Source organism: Pseudomonas mosselii, assembly GCF_003205295.1.
GTDB lineage: Bacteria > Pseudomonadota > Gammaproteobacteria > Pseudomonadales > Pseudomonadaceae > Aquipseudomonas > Aquipseudomonas mosselii_B.
Map to the genome: position 1 here is coordinate 1 of NZ_QJRP01000020.1, position 17,104 is coordinate 17,104.

The following is a 17,104-nucleotide window of genomic DNA, read 5'->3' on the forward strand; positions in this document are numbered from 1 at the left end:
TTACGCCCCTCCCTCGGACAATTTCCCCAAAGCGGCCCTCACGCCGCAACCAGGGGAGATTCACTCATGTACATGCTTGACGGGCTGTCACTGCTCTTGGCGGTGGCGTTGGCGGTTTACCTGCTGGTGGCGCTGTTGCGCGCCGACCGCGGCTAAGGGGCGACCATGCACAGTTACGATTACCTGCTGCTGCTGGCGTTCTTCGCCATCGTGCTGCTGCCGGCGCCCTGGCTCGGGCGTTTCTACTACAAGGTGATGGAAGGCCAGCGCACCTGGCTGACGCCGCTCCTCGGCCCGGTGGAGCGGGGCTGCTACCGCGTGGCCGGCGTGCGCGCCGACCAGGAGCAGAGCTGGAAGCAGTACACCCTGGCCCTGCTGGCCTTCAACCTGGTCGGTTTCTTGATGGTGTTCGGCGTCCTGCAACTGCAGGGCAGCCTGCCGCTCAACCCGCAGCACCTGCCGGGCCAGGAATGGTCGCTGGCGTTCAACACCGCGGTCAGCTTCATGACCAACACCAACTGGCAGGCCTACAGCGGTGAAGCCTCGGTCAGCTACCTGAGCCAGATGATCGGCCTGACCGTGCAGAACTTCGTCAGCGCCGCCACCGGCCTTGCCGTGCTGGTCGCCCTGTGCCGGGGTATCGCCCGTCGCTCGGCCAGCACCCTGGGCAACTTCTGGGTCGACCTTACCCGCGCCACCCTCTACGGCCTGCTGCCGCTGTGCCTGGTGCTGGCGCTGCTGCTGGTCTGGCAGGGCGTGCCGCAGACCTTCGCCGACTACGTCCACGCCGTGACCCTGCAAGGCACCGACCAGACCATCCCGTTGGGCCCGGCCGCCAGCCAGATTGCGATCAAGCAGTTGGGTACCAACGGCGGTGGCTTCTTCGGCGTCAACTCGGCGCACCCGTTCGAGAACCCCACGGCCTGGAGCAACCTGTTCGAGGTGGCCTCGATCATCCTGATCCCGGTGGCCCTGGTGTTCACCTTCGGCCACTACGTCAAGGACCTGCGCCAGAGCCGCGCGATCATCGCCTGCATGCTGGCGCTGTTCCTGATCGGCGGCAGCACCGCGTTGTGGTCGGAGCATCAGCCCAATCCGGCCCTGGAAAGCGCCCAGGTACAGCAGAGCGCGCCGCTTGAAGGCAAGGAGAGCCGCTTCGGCACCACCGGTTCGGTACTGTGGACGGTGACCACCACCTCCGCCTCCAACGGTTCGGTCAACGCCATGCACGACAGCCTCAATCCGATTACCGGCATGGTGGCGATGGTCAACATGATGCTCGGCGAAGTGATCTTCGGCGGGGTCGGCGCCGGCCTCTACGGCATGCTGCTGTTCGTGTTGATCGCGGTATTCCTGGCCGGCCTGATGATCGGCCGCACCCCGGAATACCTGGGCAAGAAGCTGCAGGCCCGTGAAGTGCAACTGCTGGTGGCGAGCCTGCTGGTGATGCCGGTGGGCGTGCTGATCCTCGGCGCCATCGCCGCCAGCCTGCCAGGGCCGGCCGGCGCGGTGACCAACCCCGGTGCCCACGGCTTCAGCCAACTGCTGTACGCCTACACCTCCGGCACCGCCAATAACGGCTCGGCCTTCGCCGGCTTCGGCGCCAACACGGTGTACCACAACGTGATGATCGGCCTGGCCATGCTGATCGGCCGCTTCGGCTACATCCTGCCGGTGCTGGCGCTGGCCGGCAGCCTGGCGGCGAAGAAGAGCGCGCCGCAAGGCATCAACAGCTTCCCTACCCATGGCCCGCTGTTCACCACGCTGCTGCTGGTGACCATCCTGCTGGTCGGTGGCCTGACCTTCCTGCCGTCCCTGGCCCTGGGGCCGATCGCCGAACACCTGAGCCTGGGTTTCTGAGGAATACACAATGAACATGCCCATTCCCGAAATGAAGGCGCGCCAAGGCGCCAAGGACCAGACCCGCTTCGCCGCCCTGTGGCGTCCGGCGCTGGTACAGGCTTTCGTCAAGCTCGACCCGCGCCAGCTCAAGCGCGCCCCGGTGATGCTGGTGGTGGCCCTCACCGCCGTGCTCACCACCGTGCTGTGCCTGGTGCCCGGCAGCGGCGTGAGTACCGGCGTGGCGGTGCAGATCGCCGTCTGGCTGTGGTTCACCGTGCTGTTCGCCAACTTCGCCGAAGCCCTGGCCGAGGGCCGCGGCAAGGCCCGTGCCGACAGCCTCAAGGCCGGCAGCCAGGGCCTGACCGCCAAGCGCCGCAAGAGCGACGGCAGCTTCGAAACCGTCGCCGCCACCCAGCTGCGCAAGGACGATGTGGTGCGCGTGGTGGCCGGTGAGATGATCCCCGGCGACGGCGAGGTGCTCGAAGGCATCGCCGCAGTCAACGAGTCGGCGATCACCGGCGAGTCCGCCCCGGTGATCCGCGAGTCCGGCGGCGACCGCTCGGCGGTCACCGGCAATACCCGGCTGGTCTCCGACTGGCTGCTGATCCGCATCACCAGCAACCCGGGCGAGTCGACCCTGGACCGCATGATCGCCCTGGTCGAAGGCGCCAAGCGCCAGAAGACCCCCAACGAGATCGCCCTGGACATCCTGCTGATCGGCCTGACCCTGATCTTCCTGATCGTGGTGGTGACCCTGCAGCCATTCGCCCGCTTCGCCGGCGGCGAACTGCCGCTGATCTTCCTCGCCGCGCTGCTGGTGACCTTGATCCCCACCACCATCGGTGGCCTGCTGTCGGCCATCGGCATCGCCGGCATGGACCGCCTGGTGCGCCTGAACGTGATCGCCCGTTCCGGCCGCGCCGTCGAGGCGGCTGGCGACGTGCACACCCTGATGCTCGACAAGACCGGCACCATCACTTTCGGCAACCGCCGTTGCAGCGCCCTGCACGCCGCCTCTGGGGTGACTGCCAAAGAGCTGGGGGAGGGCGCCTTGCTCGCCTCCCTGGCCGACGACACCGCCGAGGGCAAGTCGATCGTCGAGTACCTGCGCCAGCTGCACGATTTCGCCGAGCCGTCGGCCGAGCAGTACGCAGCCATCGCCTTCAGCGCCGAGACCCGCCTGTCGGGCATCGATTTCCAGCAGCGCCGCTACCGCAAGGGCGCTGTCGACGCAGTGCTGGCCTTCTGTGGCCTGCAGCGCCTGGAACTGCCCGCCGCCCTGGCCCGTGAAGTGGAGCGCATCGCCCAGAGCGGCGGTACCCCGCTGCTGGTGTGCGTCGACAAGCACCTGCTCGGCGTGATCCACCTCAAGGACGTGGTCAAGCCCGGCATTCGCGAGCGCTTCGCCGAACTGCGCAAGCTCGGCATCCGCACTGTGATGGTCACCGGCGACAACCCGCTGACGGCCGCCGCCATCGCCGCCGAGGCCGGCGTGGACGACGTGCTCGCCGAAGCCACTCCCGAGAAGAAGCTGGCGCGCATCCGCCAGGAACAGAACGACGGCCGCCTGGTGGCCATGTGCGGTGATGGCGCCAACGACGCCCCGGCCCTGGCCCAGGCCGACGTGGGCATGGCCATGAACGACGGCACCCAGGCCGCCCGCGAGGCCGCCAACATGGTCGACCTGGACAGCGATCCGACCAAGCTGCTGGACGTGGTGCAGGTGGGCAAGGAGCTGCTGGTCACCCGCGGCGCGCTGACCACCTTCTCCATCGCCAACGACGTGGCCAAGTACTTCGCCATCCTGCCGGCGCTGTTCGCCGCCATCTACCCGCAGCTGGGCGTGCTCAACCTGATGCACCTGGCCAGCCCGCAGAGCGCGATCCTTTCGGCCATCGTGTTCAACGCGCTGATCATCATCGTGCTGATCCCCCTGGCTTTGCGCGGGGTGCGGGTGCAGGCCGCCAGCGCCGCCCACCTGCTGCGGCGCAACCTGCTGATCTACGGCCTGGGCGGCATCATCGTGCCGTTCGCCGGGATCAAGCTGATCGACATGCTGCTCACTGCGCTGCACCTGGTCTGAGGAGACTGACATGACCGCTTATGTACGCCCGGCCCTGAGCCTGGTCCTGCTGATGACTGTGGTCACCGGCGCGCTGTATCCCCTGGCGGTGACCGGCATCGCCCAGGTCGCCTTCCCTGACCAGGCCAATGGCAGCCTGGTGCGTGATGACCGCGGCGAGGTGCGTGGCTCGACGCTGATTGCCCAGGAGTTCAAGGGCGACGCCTGGTTCCAGTCGCGGCCTTCGGCGGGGGCCTATGCCACCGTGGCCAGCGGCGCGAGCAACCTGGCGCCGAGCAATCCGGTATTGGCCGAGCGGGTCAGGGCCGATGCCGCCGCGCAATATCAGGCACAGCAGGGGCCGGTACCCCAGTCGCTGCTGACCACCTCGGGCAGCGGGCTGGACCCGCACCTGCCGCCCGAGGCGATTGCTTACCAGCTGCCGCGTGTGGCGGCGGCGCGGCAGGTCTCGGAGGAGCGCTTGCAAGCGCTGGTGAATGAGGCCACCCTGCGACCACTGGTCGGGCCACCGGTGGTGAATGTGCTGGCGCTGAACCAGGCGCTTGAGCGTCTGGCGCCTGTGGCCGTGCACTGACCCCTGCAGGAGCGGCCTTGTGTCGCGAAAGGGCCGCAAGGCGGCCCCAGGATCTTTGTGTAGACACTCAAACCCTGGGGCCGCTGCGCAGCCCTTTCGCGACACAAGGCCGCTCCCACAGTGACCGTGAACAACCAAAGGATCAAACATGAGTGACTCCGCCCGCGCCGACGCGCTGTTGGCGGGCCTGCCCCGGGAAGGCCGGGGCAGGCTCAAGGTATTTCTTGGCGCCGCGCCCGGGGTCGGCAAGACCTTTTCCATGCTGCAAGCCGCCCATGCCCAGCTACGCCAGGGTGTGCGCGTGGTGGCCGGGGTGGTCGAGACCCACGGCCGCGCCGAGACCGAGGCGCTGCTCGGCGGCCTGGCCCAGCAACCGCTGCTGCGCAGCGAATACCGTGGCGTGATGCTTGAGGAAATGGACCTCGACGGCCTGCTCAAGGCCGCGCCACCTCTGGTGCTGGTCGACGAACTGGCCCACACCAATGCCCCCGGCAGCCGCCACGCCAAGCGCTGGCAGGACGTGCAGGAACTGCTTGCCGCCGGCATCGACGTGTACACCACGGTCAACGTCCAGCACCTGGAAAGCCTCAACGACAAGGTCCGCGACATCACCGGCGTGCAGGTGCGCGAGACCTTGCCCGACTGGGTGCTGCAGGAAGCCTTTGAGTTGGTGCTGATCGACCTGCCGCCCCGTGAACTGCTCGAGCGCCTGCGCGAGGGCAAGGTCTACGTGCCCGAGCAGGCACGGGCAGCCATCGAGGCCTATTTCTCCCAGACCAACCTCACCGCCCTGCGCGAGCTGGCCATGCAGACCGCCGCCGCCCAGGTAGACGCGGACCTGGCTAGCGGCTACCGCCAGCGCGGCCAGGAAGCCCCGGCCTTGCGTGGGCGCCTGCTGGTGGGCATCGATGGCGACGACCAGGCCGAACGACTGGTGCGCCACGCCTGCCGCGTGGCCCAGCGCCGGCATCTGCCGTGGAGCGTGGTGCATGTGGACAACGGCCGCCTGCGCGACGAAACCGCCCGCCATCGCCTGCAGGCGGCCCAGCAACTGGCCGAGCGCCTGGGCGGCGAAGTGGTGCTGCTGCGTGCCGGGGAAGTGGCGCGGACCCTCATCCAGCACGCCACCGAACGCCGGGCCAGCCTGGTGCTGGTCGGCCAGTCCCGCGACCTGTTGCGCCGGCGTTTCTTTGGTGCCGGCGTGGCCGCGCGCCTGCTGCGCGAGAGCCACGGCCTGGAGGTCAACGTCCTCGACCGCGATGCCCAGCCGCAAACGACGCGGGCAGCGGTCAAGCGTGTGTGGGTGTGGCGTCACTACCTGCTGGCGCTGTTCGCCACCGTGCTGGCCACCGGCCTGGCCTGGGCCGTGTCGAGCATGCTGGCGCTGCCCAATATTTCCCTGGTGTTCCTCGCCGCCGTGCTGCTGGTGGCGGTGCGTAGCAGCCTGGGCCCGGCGCTGGCCTGCGCGGCGCTGTCGTTCCTGACCTACGATTTCCTGTTCATCCCGCCGAACTTCTCCTTCGCCATCCAGCGTGAAGAGGACGTGCTGACCCTGGTGTTCTTCCTGCTGATGGCCGCGCTCACCGGCAACCTGGCCGCTCGCCAGCGCCGCCAGTTGCAGGCCTTGCGTGAAACCCAGGCGCAGACCAATCAATTGCTCGACCTGTCGCGCCGCCTCACTGTGGCCACCGACCGCCAGGCCGTGTTCAGCGCCGCCGGCCAGCACATGGACGGCTGGCAGGACGTGCAGGTGTGCCTGCTGGAGCGCAGTGCCGATGGCTTGTTGCAAGTCGCCAGCGGCGGCAACCATGCCTTCACCGACAACGAGCGCGCCGCCGCCGAATGGGCCTGGCAGCACGGCCAGGCCGCAGGCTTTGGCAGCGATACCTTGCCTCACGGTCGTTGGTGGTGGTGGCCGTTGGCCGTGGAAGAGCAACCCCTGGCGCTGCTCGGTATCCGTCCTCGCGATGGCGAGCCGCTGAGCGCCCAGCGCCGCCGCCTGCTGAAGGCCCTGGCACAACCCCTGGCCCAGGCCCTGGCCCGCGCACGTCTGGGCGAGCAACTGGAGGCTGCGCGCCTGCACGGTGAAACCGAGCAGCTGCGCAGCGCCTTGCTCGCCTCGGTATCCCACGACCTGCGCACCCCGCTGACGTCCATGCGCGGCAGCATCGACAGCCTGCTGGCCCTGGGCGATGCGATTCCCCCGGACGACCGCCGCGAACTGCTCGAAGGCACCCGCAACGAGGCCGAGCGCCTGGATCGCTATATCCAGAACCTGCTGGACATGACCCGCCTGGGCCACGGCACCCTCAAGCTGGCCCGCGACTGGGTGGCCCCGGCCGATATCGTCGGCAGTGCCCTAAATCGCCTGCGCGTGGTGCTGGCGCCCTTGCGCGTGCATACCGAAGTGCCGCCTGAACTGCCGTTGCTGTTCGTGCACGCGGCGTTGATCGAGCAGGCGCTGATCAACGTGCTGGAGAATGCCGCCCGCTTCTCGCCGGCCAATGGCCGGCTCGAATTGCAGGTCTCGGTGCGCGACGAGCAGTTGTGCTTCGCTGTCGCCGATGAAGGCCCCGGCATCCCCCAGGACGAGCGCGAGAAGATCTTCGACATGTTCTACACCGCCGCCCGCGGCGACCGCGGCGGGCAGGGCACCGGCCTGGGCCTGGCGATATGCCAGGGCATGATCGGCGCCCATGGCGGGCGCATCCTGGTCGACGACGGCATCGATGGCCACGGCACCTGCATCACTCTATGCTTGCCGCTGCCGACCCAACCCGATACTGAAAGTGAAGCCCCATGAGCCAAGCCGCCACCCTGCTGGTCATCGACGACGAGCCGCAGATCCGCAAGTTCCTGCGCATCAGCCTGGCGTCCCAGGGCTACAAGGTGCTTGAGGCCGCTACCGGCAGCGAGGGCCTGGCTCAAGCCGCGCTGAACAAGCCCGACCTGGTGGTGCTCGACCTGGGCCTGCCGGACATGGACGGCCAGCAGGTGCTGCGCGAACTGCGTGAGTGGAGTGCGGTGCCGGTAATGGTGCTGTCGGTGCGCGCCAGCGAAGTGCAGAAGGTCGATGCGCTGGACGGCGGGGCCAACGACTACGTGACCAAGCCATTCGGCATCCAGGAGTTCCTGGCCCGGGTGCGGGCCTTGCTGCGCCAGGCGCCGCAGGTCGGTAGTGCGACGTCTGCCGCGAGCTTCGGGCCATTGGTAGTGGACTTCGCCTTTCGCAAGGTGACCCTGGATGGCGTGGAAGTGGCGCTGACGCGCAAGGAGTATGCGCTGCTGGCGCAACTGGCCGGGCACCCGGGGCGGGTGATCACCCAGCAGCAGCTGCTCAAGGACATCTGGGGGCCGACCCATGTGGACGACACCCACTACCTGCGGATCGTGGTGGGGCATCTGCGGCAGAAACTGGGGGATGACCCCACGGCGCCGCGGTACATCGTCACCGAGGCGGGAGTGGGGTATCGATTGGTGACGCCGGCCCTTTAGGAGCGGGCTTTATACACCCAGCTCCAGTGCCAGAAGCTCCTGTACGGTCTGGCGTCGGCGGATCATGCGCAGGTTGCCCTGTTCGATCAGAAACTCAGGCAGCAAGGGGCGGCTGTTGTAGTTCGACGACATCGAAGCCCCGTAGGCTCCCGCATCGTGAATTACCAGCAGGTCACCTACCTTGGCCTCTGGCAGTTGCTGCGGGGTCAGCTCCTCGTCGTTCTGGGTGAACACATCCCCCGACTCGCACAGCGGCCCGGCCACCACGGTCGGTTGCAGCGGACGGCTCACGGGCCGGCCCACGGCATCGAACAGGCTCATGCGGTGGTAGGCGCCATACATCGCCGGGCGCATCAGGTCGTTGAAGCCGGCATCGACCAGAATGTAGTGGCGGTCGCCCATCTGCTTGACGGCACGCACCTCGGTCACCAGGCAACCCGACTCCGCCACCAGGAAGCGGCCCGGTTCGATCTCCATGCGCACAGGGTGACCGAGCATGGCTTCGATCTCCGCCCGCGCCACCGCCCAGGTGCGGGCGTAGCGTTGCAGGTCCACCGGCTGGTCGTCGCTGCGGTACGGCGTGGACAGCCCGCCACCGATGGAGAAGGCCTCGATATCCACGCCCAGCTTGCCGACCAGCCCGACCATCGCGCCGGCCACCTGTTCCAGATGCTCGTAGTCCACGCCGGAGCCAATGTGCATGTGCACGCCGACCAGATGCAGGCCGTGCTGTTTCACACAGGCCAATGCTTCAGGCAGTTGTTCGTGCCAGATACCGTGCTTGCTGTTCTCGCCACCGGTGTTGGTCTTGCGGCTATGGCCGTGGCCGAAGCCCGGGTTGATGCGCAGCCACACCCGGTGCCCGGGGGAGTGCTCGCCCAACTGGCGGAGCATGTCGATGGAACCGGCATTCACCTCGATCTTTGTCTCGACCACTCGAGCCAGGGTGGGCTGGTCGAGCACGTCGCAGGTCAGCACCACGCCGGCCGGATCGCCGTCTACCATCGCCCCGGCCGTGAAAGCCCGCTCCATTTCCCCCAGCGACACGGCATCGAGCACCAGGCCACGTTCGCGCATCAGGCGCAGGACATGCAGGTTGGGGTTGGCCTTCTGGGCGAAGCGGACCGTGTCGAAGTGCTGCTGCAACTGGTCGATGCGCTGGTGGATGGTCTGGGCGTCGTAGGCCCACAGTGGCGAGCCGTGCTGGCGAACGGCCTGGGCCAGGAGGGTGGTGGTCATGGTGATGTTCCTTGTAATGGATACACCGATGGTGAGGGAGTGGGCTGATCCAGAAAAATAGCTATTTGTATTCAATCGATTCATATTTGATATGTGCGCGTTTATCACAGGTCCTGGCATCATCATGAAACTCTCCATCCGCCACATCGAAGTGTTCCGCGCCATCATGGCTGCCGGCAGCGTCACGGGCGCCGCGCGCCTGCTGTTCACCTCGCAGCCCACCGTCAGTCGCGAGCTGGCGCGCATGGAGCAGGTCACCGGTCTGAACCTGTTCGAGCGCGAAGGCGGACGCCTGGCGCCCACGGCCCAGGCCTTGCTGCTGATCGAGGAGGTCGAGCGCGCCTTCGTCGGCCTGGAGCGCATCGACCGCTTCGCCCAGGCCATCCGCAACTTCGAACAGGGCCGGCTGGCCATCATCTGCCTGCCACTGTTCTCGCAGACACTGCTGCCCAAGGCCTGCAAGGTGTTCCACCAGCAACACCCGGGCGTGAGCGTAAGCATCACCGCGCAGGAGTCGCCGTTGCTGGAGGAGTCATTGGTGGCCCAGCAGCACGACCTCGGCCTGACCGAAACCGGGCAGGTGCCCAGGGGGGCGGTCGGGGAGCTGCTGTTTAGCGCCGACATGGTCTGCCTATTGCCCGAGCAACATCCGTTGCTGGCCAAGCCGGTGCTCACACTGCACGACTTCCATGAGATCGACTTCATCAACCTGGCCAGCCTGGACAGCTACCGGCAACAGTTGGACCGACACTTCCGCGAGGCCGGGGTAAACCGACGCACCGTGATCGAAACCACCAGCGCTGCCTCGGTGTGCGCTATGGTCCGGCAGGGTTTGGGCGTGGCGATCATCAATCCCCTTAGCGGGCTGGAGGCGGGGCAAGGTGGATTGTCGATACGGCGCTTGAGCCTCTCGGTGCCTTACCATGTGATGTTGATCCGGCCGGAACTGCGCCCGGCGTCTGTGGTGCTGGAGCCGTTTTGCCAAACGCTGCGTAGACAAGCACGGGAGATGGAAACCACGCTTGCAACGGTCTTCTGAGCACTCCTGCAGATCTTGTGCAAGGATTCAGACAGTCCGGTGTTTTTCCAGATGGCCATGCAAAGCCTCGCCAATTGCCTCAAAGGACTTGGCAATCCGCTGATGCCTGCGCAGGTCGTTATGCATCGCGATCCACACCTCGACGTTGAAGCCAAACACGTCCGGCAGCACATGAACCAACCCATGCGCGCGGGCGATGTTGGCCGGACACAGACCAAACCCCAGGCCTGCCTTCAGTGCTGCCAACTGAGCCAGGTGGTTATCGGTGGCAATGGCGAATGTCTGGTCGGCTTCACACAACCCGACCTCGACCAACCGACGCAGATCGGCCATACGCCGATCAGGGCCGATCAGTGGTCCACGATGCACGGCCTCGAGGCTGTTCGGCTGGCCATGACGCTCGAGGCAGGCGGCGCTGGCATGGATCCCGACCTGCAGGTGGCCGACGCATCGGGCGACGATGTCGGCTTCGGTAGGCCGTGCAAGGCGCACGGCGATATCCGACTGCTGCCTTGCGATGTCCTCCAGGGCGTCATTGATGCTCAGTTCGAACTTCAGCCCGGGGTGGCGATACTGGAATTCGCTCAGCAGGCCCGGCAACACCTCCACCCCCAGCAGGTCCCCGCAGGTCACCCGCACGCTGCCCATATCCGTCGCCGTCGCGGCGCTGGCCATGCGGTTGAAGGCCTGCGCGGCGATATCCATCGACTCCACATGCTCGGTCAACTGACGGGCGCAAGGGGTCGGGGTCAGGCCATTCGGGGTACGGGTGAACAGGCTCAGGCCCAGGGATCGCTCCAAGGCATCCAGCCGCCGCCTGGCCGTGGCCTGGGCGATACCCAGCAACCTGGCCGCCCCACTCAGGCTGCCGGAGCGCAGCACCGCCAGAAACACCCGCTGGCTTTCCCATTCCAGCGCGTTCATACATTCCTTACCAGCAGCTGCTGCATTTGCAATCTTCTCTCCGGTGGGCCGAGCAGGGATCATTTGCCCGTCATTTTTCGTCGCACATCATTGTAAGGAGTAACACCATGCGATTCACCGGTCACTGCCGCTGCGGGCAGCTCAGGCTCGACATCGAAGCGCCAGCGCTTGCTCCTGTGTACGCCTGCCATTGCCTGAACTGCCAGCGTTGGAGCGGCAGTGCGTTCGCCTTGCACATGCTGTGCGCCGCACCCTCGGTAAATGTAACTGGGGAAGCGGCGACCCACGAACACGAGCAGGACGGCCAGCGTTCTATTCAGTATGCCTGCGCGCAGTGCTTCACCCGGTTGTTCAACGAGACGACTGCCGCTCCTGGTATGCGCGTGGTACGTGCCGGTGTGCTGGAGGGGGCCGCGCAGCTGGCGCCGGTGGCGCATATCTGGGTACGGCGCAAGCACCCCTGGATAAGCTTGCCGGCGCAGGTTGCGCAGTGGCAGGAGAGCCCGACGCCGGAGGCGTTCGCCCGTGTGGTGCTTGGCTGAGCAGGTTTTCGAGAAAACCTGAACAATACGATGCCCGCCAGGGTCAACCTTCCAGCAGTGAACGAAAACGGTCCACAGCATGAGGATTGATCATGAGTACCCTGACGATCGAAGGCTGGTGCAAAGGTGACGGTGATCGCAGATCCACTCCGGTGGGCGACATTCACTTCGACATCCAGGGCGCCGCCCATACGGCGCTGGAGCAAGCCGAAGAGCGCCTGCAGCAGAGCCACGAGCGCGAAGCGATGGTAGATGTCGACATGGACACGCTGAACCTGGTCTTGCCCGAAGGCTACGGCCCGCTGTCTGACTGCCGCCTGCGCGTCTACCTGAGCGACGACGAGCGCGGCCAGTTCCACCTGGTCGGGCATCGGGCCAGCGACGGCAGCCTGATCTACACCAACGCGGTGCTGATTGCGCAATTGAGCTGAGCCTCAGCTGCGCTCCAGCTGTGCGGCCACCTCCTTGGCCAGCGCCAGGAAGGCCTGCGCCGCCGCGGTCTGGTAGACACCCCTGCGCTGCATGAGCACGGCCGTGCGTTGCAGGCGCAAGGGGTCGAGGGCGATGGCGGTCAGGTCGTCATGCGCCAGGACGATGTTGGCGGGGAGCAGCGTCGACAGCGTCGTCCTGCGCACCACTTCGATGACCGCGCCGATAGCATTGGCCTCCATCCGCACCTGCGGGCGTATGCCGTGCTGCCGGCAATAGCGCTCGATCTGCTCCCGAGTGGCGAATTCGGCGCTGAGCAGGATCATCGACTCGTCGTTCAGCGCCCGTAGCCCGATGGCACTTGCATGGGCCAATGGGTGCTGGCTGCCGACCACCAGCGCCAGTGTCTCGACCAGCAATGGGTAGGTGTCGATGTCCTGGGCGTGGGGCTCATCGAAGGCGATACCGACATCCAGTTCGTCCGCCAGCAGCAGTTCCTCCATGTGCTCCTGGGCGATTTCGCGCAAGTTCAGGGTGATATTCGGGTACCGGCTGTGGAAGGCCTCGACCAAGGGGCCGACCAGATAGCTGGTAAAGGTCGGCGTCACCGCCACCCGCAATGAGCCGCGGCTGAGGTCGCTCACATCATGGATCGCGCGCCTGGCCTCCTGCAGTTCCTGCGACGCCCGTTTCGCATAGCGCAGGTAGACCTCGCCTGCATCGGTCAGTCGCGTCGTGCGCCCCGAGCGATCGAACAACTGCGTCCCCAGGCTTTCCTCCAGTTGCCTGACCTGCTGCGAAAGCGCGGGCTGGGAGACGTGCAGGGCTGCCGCCGCCCGAGTGAAGCTGTGGTGTTGCGCGACCGCGAGAAAGTACTGGATATGCCGGGCGAGCATGCTTCTCTCCATAAGATAATCTGATGCCATGCATCATAAATGAGACTTTTACCTTATGTAACGCGAAGCCTAACCTTTGCCTCACACACCGCGACACTGAGGCATCAGCCATGCAAGACATCATCGACGGCTTCCTGAAGTTCCAGCGCGACGCCTTCCCCGAGCGGGTCAAGCTGTTCAAGGACCTGGCCACCCAGCAAAGCCCACGGGCGCTGTTCATCTCCTGCTCCGACAGCCGCCTGGTGCCCGAACTGGTCACCCAGCGCGAGCCGGGCGACCTGTTCGTCATCCGCAACGCCGGCAACATCGTGCCGTCCTACGGCCCTGAACCCGGTGGCGTGTCGGCCTCGGTTGAATATGCAGTCGCCGCCTTGCAAGTGGCCGATATCGTCATCTGCGGCCACTCTGACTGCGGTGCCATGACCGCGATCGCCACCTGCAAGTGCCTGGACCATATGCCCGCCGTGGCCGGCTGGTTGCGCTACGCCGATTCGGCCCGGGTGGTGAACGAAGCCCGCCAGCATCAAAACCCCCATGCCAAGGTCGAGGCGATGGTGCGCGAGAACGTGATCGCCCAGCTGGCCAACATCCAGACCCACCCCTCGGTGCGCCTGGCCCTGGAAGAGGGCCGCGTGGCCCTGCACGGCTGGATCTACGACATCGAGAGCGGCCGCATCGACGCCTTCGACGGACGCTCCGGCCAGTTCGTATCCCTGGCGGACAACCCAGAAGTCCGCGCTGTTTCCCAGCCTTCCCGGCACGTTGCCTGAACCCGTTTTTCAACCCAAGGAGACATTCCCATGATCCAGTCGCAAATCAGCCAGAACGCCCGTCTTGCCCTGAGCGAGGTCATCCTCCTGGCCAAGGCCCGCAAGGACCTGTCGTTCGCCCAGATCACCGACGGCACCGGCCTGTCCGAAGCCTTCGTCACCGCCGCGTTGCTGGGCCAGCACCCGCTGCCGGCCAGCGCCGCCCAGGTGGTGGGTGACAAGCTTGGCCTGGACGCCGACGGCATCGCCCTGCTGCAGACCATTCCTTTGCGCGGCAGCATCGCGGGCGGCGTGCCGACCGATCCGACCATCTACCGGTTCTATGAGATGCTCCAGGTATACGGCACCACGCTCAAGGCGCTGGTCCACGAGAAGTTCGGCGACGGCATCATCAGCGCCATCAACTTCAAGCTGGATGTGAAGAAGGTCGATGATCCAGAAGGCGGTTCCCGCGCCGTGATCACCCTGGATGGCAAGTATCTGCCGACCAAACCGTTCTGATCACGATGGAGCGGGCTTGTCCCGCGATGAGGCCCACCCAGGCAATGATGTTGTCTGGGCAGGCCTCTTCGCGGGACAAACCGGAACTTATAGATTTGGCTAGACCCTGTGGGAGCGGCCTTGCGTCGCTAAAGGGACGCGCAGCGGCCCCAGATTTCGAGCCACCACCGAAATTGCTGGGGGCTGCTGCGCAGCCCTTTCGCGACGCAAGGCCGCTCCCACGGGGGAACAGTTTCCTGTGCGACAGAGCAGCCCAAAGGGTTGGGCGATCTCCTGCTGGGGAAAGGGTCGCGGTTAAAGGATTGCCTATCGCCCGCTATCAATGCGATCAATGTTGGCAGACGCGCCTCGTTCTCTCCCTCTAGTTTGCGCAGGGCGTGCTGGCACCCCGAACAACGATAACGAGGGACCCGACTATGCCCACCGCCACCCAAGCGTCCAACGCCTGGCGCATCCTGTTCCTGCTGTTCCTGGCCAACCTGTTCAACTTCTTCGACCGCACCATCCCCGCCATCGTCATCGAGCCGATCCGTCTGGAGTGGCACCTGAGCGATTTCCAGATCGGCATCATCGGCACCGCCTTCACCCTGGTCTATGCCATCGCCGGCCTGCCGCTGGCGCGTATCGCCGACACCGGCTCGCGCAGCCGGCTGATGGGCTGGGGCCTGCTGGCGTGGAGCGGGCTGACGGCGGTCAACGGCATGGTCGGCAGTTTCTGGAGCTTCCTGTTGGTGCGCATGGGCGTAGGTATCGGCGAGGCCAGCTACGCGCCGGCCGCCAACTCGCTGATCGGCGACCTGTTCCCCGCCGGGCGGCGGGCGCGGGCGATGGGCATCTTCATGCTCGGCCTGCCGCTGGGCCTGTTGCTGGCATTCTTCACCATCGGTGCGATGGTCCAGGCCTTCGACAGCTGGCGCGCGCCGTTCTTCATCGCCGCCGTGCCTGGCGTGCTACTGGCGCTGTTCATCTTCATGATCCGCGAGCCCGCGCGCGGCGCCGCGGAGACGGTGGCCACCGCCCAGGCCCCGTTGGACCGCCCACTGCGCCGGGTGTTGAGCGTGCCCACCTTCGCCTGGCTGGTGCTGGCGGGGCTGACCTTCAACTTCGCTTCGTATGCCTGCAACTCGTTCATGGTGCCGATGCTGCAGCGCTACTTCGCGCTGGCGCTGCACGACGCCGCGGTGGCCACCGGGATGATCGTCGGCCTGAGCGGCCTGGTGGGCCTGACCCTTGGCGGCTGGGTGGCCGACAAGGTGCACCAGCGCTTTGCCAATGGCCGCCTGGTGTTCGCCGCGCTGAGCATGCTGGTCGCTACCATTTGCACCGCTTGGGCGCTGCATGCCGGGCGTATCGAGTTGGGCGTGTTTGTGGCGGTGTTCGGGATCGGCTGGCTGTTCTCGTACAACTTCTACACCTGCGTGTACACCGCCATCCAGGACGTGGTGCAGCCGCGCTTGCGGGCCACGGCCATGGCGCTGTTCTTCGCCGGGTTGTACCTGCTGGGTGGTGGCCTGGGGCCGGTGGTGGTCGGCGGGCTGTCGGACCACTTTGCTGGGGCGGCCATGGCGGCGGCGGGCGAGGTGGCGATGAGCGAGGCGTTCAAGGCCCAGGGGCTGCATGACGCGATGTACCTGATCCCTGTGGCCCTGTTGCTGACCATGGTGTTCCTGCTGGCGGCCTCGCGGTGTTTCAGCCGGGATGCGCAACGGATGCGCGAGGGCATGGTGCTGGATGGCGCAGAGGTGGCGGGGCAGGCCGCACAGGCCTGAACCCCAGTAGTTCGGCCAGATGTCGCGGCCCGATCATCATCGGATTCATCGTTGCCGCTGCCGAGCCAGCCATTGATCATAGGCCGCCGTCATTGTTCGCCACGTGGTGCCGTCGGCCGGCACCAGGTGTTCGATGCGTAGCGACGCCACCGTGATGTCCTGTGGCATGCCGAAGGTGGTGAAGGTGGACAGGAACCTCAGTTCACCTTCGACAGTTCGCACCCGCGTCATCACCACAGGTGATTGCGGCGTGCCCGCTGTCAACGCGGGCGGGGCGGGCAAGCCTTGCAGCCGCCGCGCCAGGTCAGGATTGCCCACCGCCTCCCTGGCCGCCCGCTGCCAGGCGATCGCCCGTATCTCATCGGCATTGATCAGATGATCTCCCAGTCCGCCCGGGCGCAGCAGTGTGTCCAGCAGGTTAAGGCCCGGGGTGCTGTTCGTTGGGACACCGACCATTGTGAACAACAGCCCGGCACTGGCATTGGCTGCAGTGATGTCCCAGTTGCTGGCGATGACGATGGCCGGTGCGGGGTTGTTGGCCTGCAGGATGTGCTCCACTGCGTCATGTACCATCTTCATGGCCGGGGCCTCCGGTGCAGAGGCCATGTAGCGCGGTGCGTAACCTGCCGCGAGGAATACTTCATTGCAGTGCTCAAGTGGTACATCCAGCGTGCTGAGCAGGGCATGCAGTGTGCTTGGGCTGGCTTTGGCGCGGCCGGTTTCCACACAGCTCAGGTGGCGTTGCGACAGGCCTGCCAACAGCGCCAGGTCGAGCTGGCTGAGGCCGGCCTGGCGGCGTAGGCGCCGCAGGTGCTCTCCGGCATCGGTGATGGCAGGTGTTTGCGTCGGGTGAAAGGGAGTGGGGCTCATGCGTCGACTCTGGCTGTCCTTGGCTGAAGCGTCCATGACCTGTGAGGTCATTGAGGTGGGGACGACTCTATCACTACCGTGAAAGCAAGATCGCGGTCATCGAACAAAGCACAAATCTTAGATTTTACTGG

General features: G+C 66.1%; 16 protein-coding genes. 12 read left to right on the plus strand and 4 right to left on the minus strand.

All coding sequences use genetic code 11. The features are described from left to right. Window positions 1–66 precede the first annotated feature (66 nt). From kdpF to DMX06_RS18145, 6 genes are all read left to right on the plus strand, one after another. Window positions 67–156 (plus strand): K(+)-transporting ATPase subunit F, encoded by a 90-nt coding sequence (gene kdpF, locus DMX06_RS18120; protein WP_011534724.1) that lies wholly within the window; start codon window positions 67–69, stop codon window positions 154–156. Between the two features lie 9 nt (window positions 157–165). Next, window positions 166–1,860: a potassium-transporting ATPase subunit KdpA gene (gene kdpA, locus DMX06_RS18125; protein WP_110738717.1), complete on the plus strand. Its 1,695-nt coding sequence runs from the start codon at window positions 166–168 to the stop codon at window positions 1,858–1,860. Between the two features lie 10 nt (window positions 1,861–1,870). Beyond that, window positions 1,871–3,925: a potassium-transporting ATPase subunit KdpB gene (gene kdpB, locus DMX06_RS18130; protein WP_110738718.1), complete on the plus strand. Its 2,055-nt coding sequence runs from the start codon at window positions 1,871–1,873 to the stop codon at window positions 3,923–3,925. Between the two features lie 10 nt (window positions 3,926–3,935). Beyond that, on the plus strand, window positions 3,936–4,499 hold the full coding sequence (gene kdpC / locus DMX06_RS18135) for a potassium-transporting ATPase subunit KdpC (RefSeq protein ID WP_110738719.1): 564 nt from the start codon (window positions 3,936–3,938) through the stop codon (window positions 4,497–4,499). Window positions 4,500–4,647: 148 nt separating this feature from the next. Further along, window positions 4,648–7,302: a sensor histidine kinase gene (locus DMX06_RS18140; protein WP_110738720.1), complete on the plus strand. Its 2,655-nt coding sequence runs from the start codon at window positions 4,648–4,650 to the stop codon at window positions 7,300–7,302. Next, window positions 7,299–7,994, plus strand: a complete 696-nt coding sequence (locus tag DMX06_RS18145; RefSeq protein WP_110738721.1) for a response regulator — start codon at window positions 7,299–7,301, stop codon at window positions 7,992–7,994. Before DMX06_RS18140 ends, DMX06_RS18145 begins: the two co-directional genes overlap by 4 nt. Before the next feature lie 9 nt (window positions 7,995–8,003). On the opposite strand, the gene lysA is transcribed toward DMX06_RS18145, so the two are convergent. Further along, complete coding sequence (gene lysA, locus DMX06_RS18150; RefSeq protein ID WP_110738781.1) at window positions 8,004–9,239, minus strand: diaminopimelate decarboxylase; 1,236 nt, start codon at window positions 9,237–9,239, stop codon at window positions 8,004–8,006. Window positions 9,240–9,357: 118 nt separating this feature from the next. Here lysA and DMX06_RS18155 point away from each other — a divergent pair, with 118 nt between their 5' ends. Beyond that, window positions 9,358–10,272, plus strand: coding sequence for a LysR family transcriptional regulator (locus tag DMX06_RS18155; protein ID WP_110738782.1), 915 nt, complete (start codon window positions 9,358–9,360; stop codon window positions 10,270–10,272). 27 nt (window positions 10,273–10,299) lie between these two features. Here the strand turns inward: DMX06_RS18155 and DMX06_RS18160 are convergent, their stop codons facing one another. Further along, on the minus strand, window positions 10,300–11,196 hold the full coding sequence (locus tag DMX06_RS18160) for a LysR family transcriptional regulator (protein WP_110738722.1): 897 nt from the start codon (window positions 11,194–11,196) through the stop codon (window positions 10,300–10,302). Between the two features lie 107 nt (window positions 11,197–11,303). On the opposite strand from DMX06_RS18160, the gene DMX06_RS18165 reads away from it, so the two are divergent. Both DMX06_RS18165 and DMX06_RS18170 read left to right on the plus strand, forming a co-directional pair. Then, complete coding sequence (locus DMX06_RS18165) at window positions 11,304–11,738, plus strand: GFA family protein (RefSeq protein WP_110738723.1); 435 nt, start codon at window positions 11,304–11,306, stop codon at window positions 11,736–11,738. A gap of 92 nt (window positions 11,739–11,830) precedes the next feature. Continuing rightward, a complete protein-coding gene (locus tag DMX06_RS18170) occupies window positions 11,831–12,169 on the plus strand; it encodes a hypothetical protein (RefSeq protein WP_110738724.1) in 339 nt (112 codons plus the stop codon). A gap of 3 nt (window positions 12,170–12,172) precedes the next feature. Here DMX06_RS18170 and cynR read toward each other — a convergent pair whose 3' ends face one another. Then, a complete protein-coding gene (gene cynR, locus DMX06_RS18175; protein ID WP_110738725.1) occupies window positions 12,173–13,063 on the minus strand; it encodes a transcriptional regulator CynR in 891 nt (296 codons plus the stop codon). Between the two features lie 110 nt (window positions 13,064–13,173). On the opposite strand from cynR, the gene DMX06_RS18180 reads away from it, so the two are divergent. The 3 genes from DMX06_RS18180 to DMX06_RS18190 all read left to right on the plus strand — a co-directional run bounded on the left by DMX06_RS18180 (window position 13,174) and on the right by DMX06_RS18190 (window position 16,103). After that, window positions 13,174–13,833 (plus strand): carbonic anhydrase, encoded by a 660-nt coding sequence (locus tag DMX06_RS18180; protein WP_110738726.1) that lies wholly within the window; start codon window positions 13,174–13,176, stop codon window positions 13,831–13,833. Window positions 13,834–13,863: 30 nt separating this feature from the next. Beyond that, a complete protein-coding gene (gene cynS / locus DMX06_RS18185) occupies window positions 13,864–14,334 on the plus strand; it encodes a cyanase (protein ID WP_110738727.1) in 471 nt (156 codons plus the stop codon). A gap of 416 nt (window positions 14,335–14,750) precedes the next feature. Beyond that, complete coding sequence (locus DMX06_RS18190; protein ID WP_110738728.1) at window positions 14,751–16,103, plus strand: spinster family MFS transporter; 1,353 nt, start codon at window positions 14,751–14,753, stop codon at window positions 16,101–16,103. 45 nt (window positions 16,104–16,148) lie between these two features. Here the strand turns inward: DMX06_RS18190 and DMX06_RS18195 are convergent, their stop codons facing one another. Further along, window positions 16,149–16,973, minus strand: a complete 825-nt coding sequence (locus DMX06_RS18195) for a helix-turn-helix domain-containing protein (RefSeq protein ID WP_258378881.1) — start codon at window positions 16,971–16,973, stop codon at window positions 16,149–16,151. Window positions 16,974–17,104 lie beyond the last annotated feature (131 nt).

Coding starts and splice junctions, on each gene's coding strand:
- kdpF (WP_011534724.1), top strand. CDS start 67: ATGTACATGCTTGACGGGCTGTCACTGCTCTTGGCGGTGGCGTTGGCG.
- kdpA (WP_110738717.1), top strand. CDS start 166: ATGCACAGTTACGATTACCTGCTGCTGCTGGCGTTCTTCGCCATCGTG.
- kdpB (WP_110738718.1), top strand. CDS start 1,871: ATGAACATGCCCATTCCCGAAATGAAGGCGCGCCAAGGCGCCAAGGAC.
- kdpC (WP_110738719.1), top strand. CDS start 3,936: ATGACCGCTTATGTACGCCCGGCCCTGAGCCTGGTCCTGCTGATGACT.
- DMX06_RS18140 (WP_110738720.1), top strand. CDS start 4,648: ATGAGTGACTCCGCCCGCGCCGACGCGCTGTTGGCGGGCCTGCCCCGG.
- DMX06_RS18145 (WP_110738721.1), top strand. CDS start 7,299: ATGAGCCAAGCCGCCACCCTGCTGGTCATCGACGACGAGCCGCAGATC.
- DMX06_RS18155 (WP_110738782.1), top strand. CDS start 9,358: ATGAAACTCTCCATCCGCCACATCGAAGTGTTCCGCGCCATCATGGCT.
- DMX06_RS18160 (WP_110738722.1), bottom strand. CDS start 11,196: ATGAACGCGCTGGAATGGGAAAGCCAGCGGGTGTTTCTGGCGGTGCTG.
- DMX06_RS18165 (WP_110738723.1), top strand. CDS start 11,304: ATGCGATTCACCGGTCACTGCCGCTGCGGGCAGCTCAGGCTCGACATC.
- DMX06_RS18170 (WP_110738724.1), top strand. CDS start 11,831: ATGAGTACCCTGACGATCGAAGGCTGGTGCAAAGGTGACGGTGATCGC.
- cynR (WP_110738725.1), bottom strand. CDS start 13,063: ATGCTCGCCCGGCATATCCAGTACTTTCTCGCGGTCGCGCAACACCAC.
- DMX06_RS18180 (WP_110738726.1), top strand. CDS start 13,174: ATGCAAGACATCATCGACGGCTTCCTGAAGTTCCAGCGCGACGCCTTC.
- cynS (WP_110738727.1), top strand. CDS start 13,864: ATGATCCAGTCGCAAATCAGCCAGAACGCCCGTCTTGCCCTGAGCGAG.
- DMX06_RS18190 (WP_110738728.1), top strand. CDS start 14,751: ATGCCCACCGCCACCCAAGCGTCCAACGCCTGGCGCATCCTGTTCCTG.
- DMX06_RS18195 (WP_258378881.1), bottom strand. CDS start 16,973: ATGAGCCCCACTCCCTTTCACCCGACGCAAACACCTGCCATCACCGAT.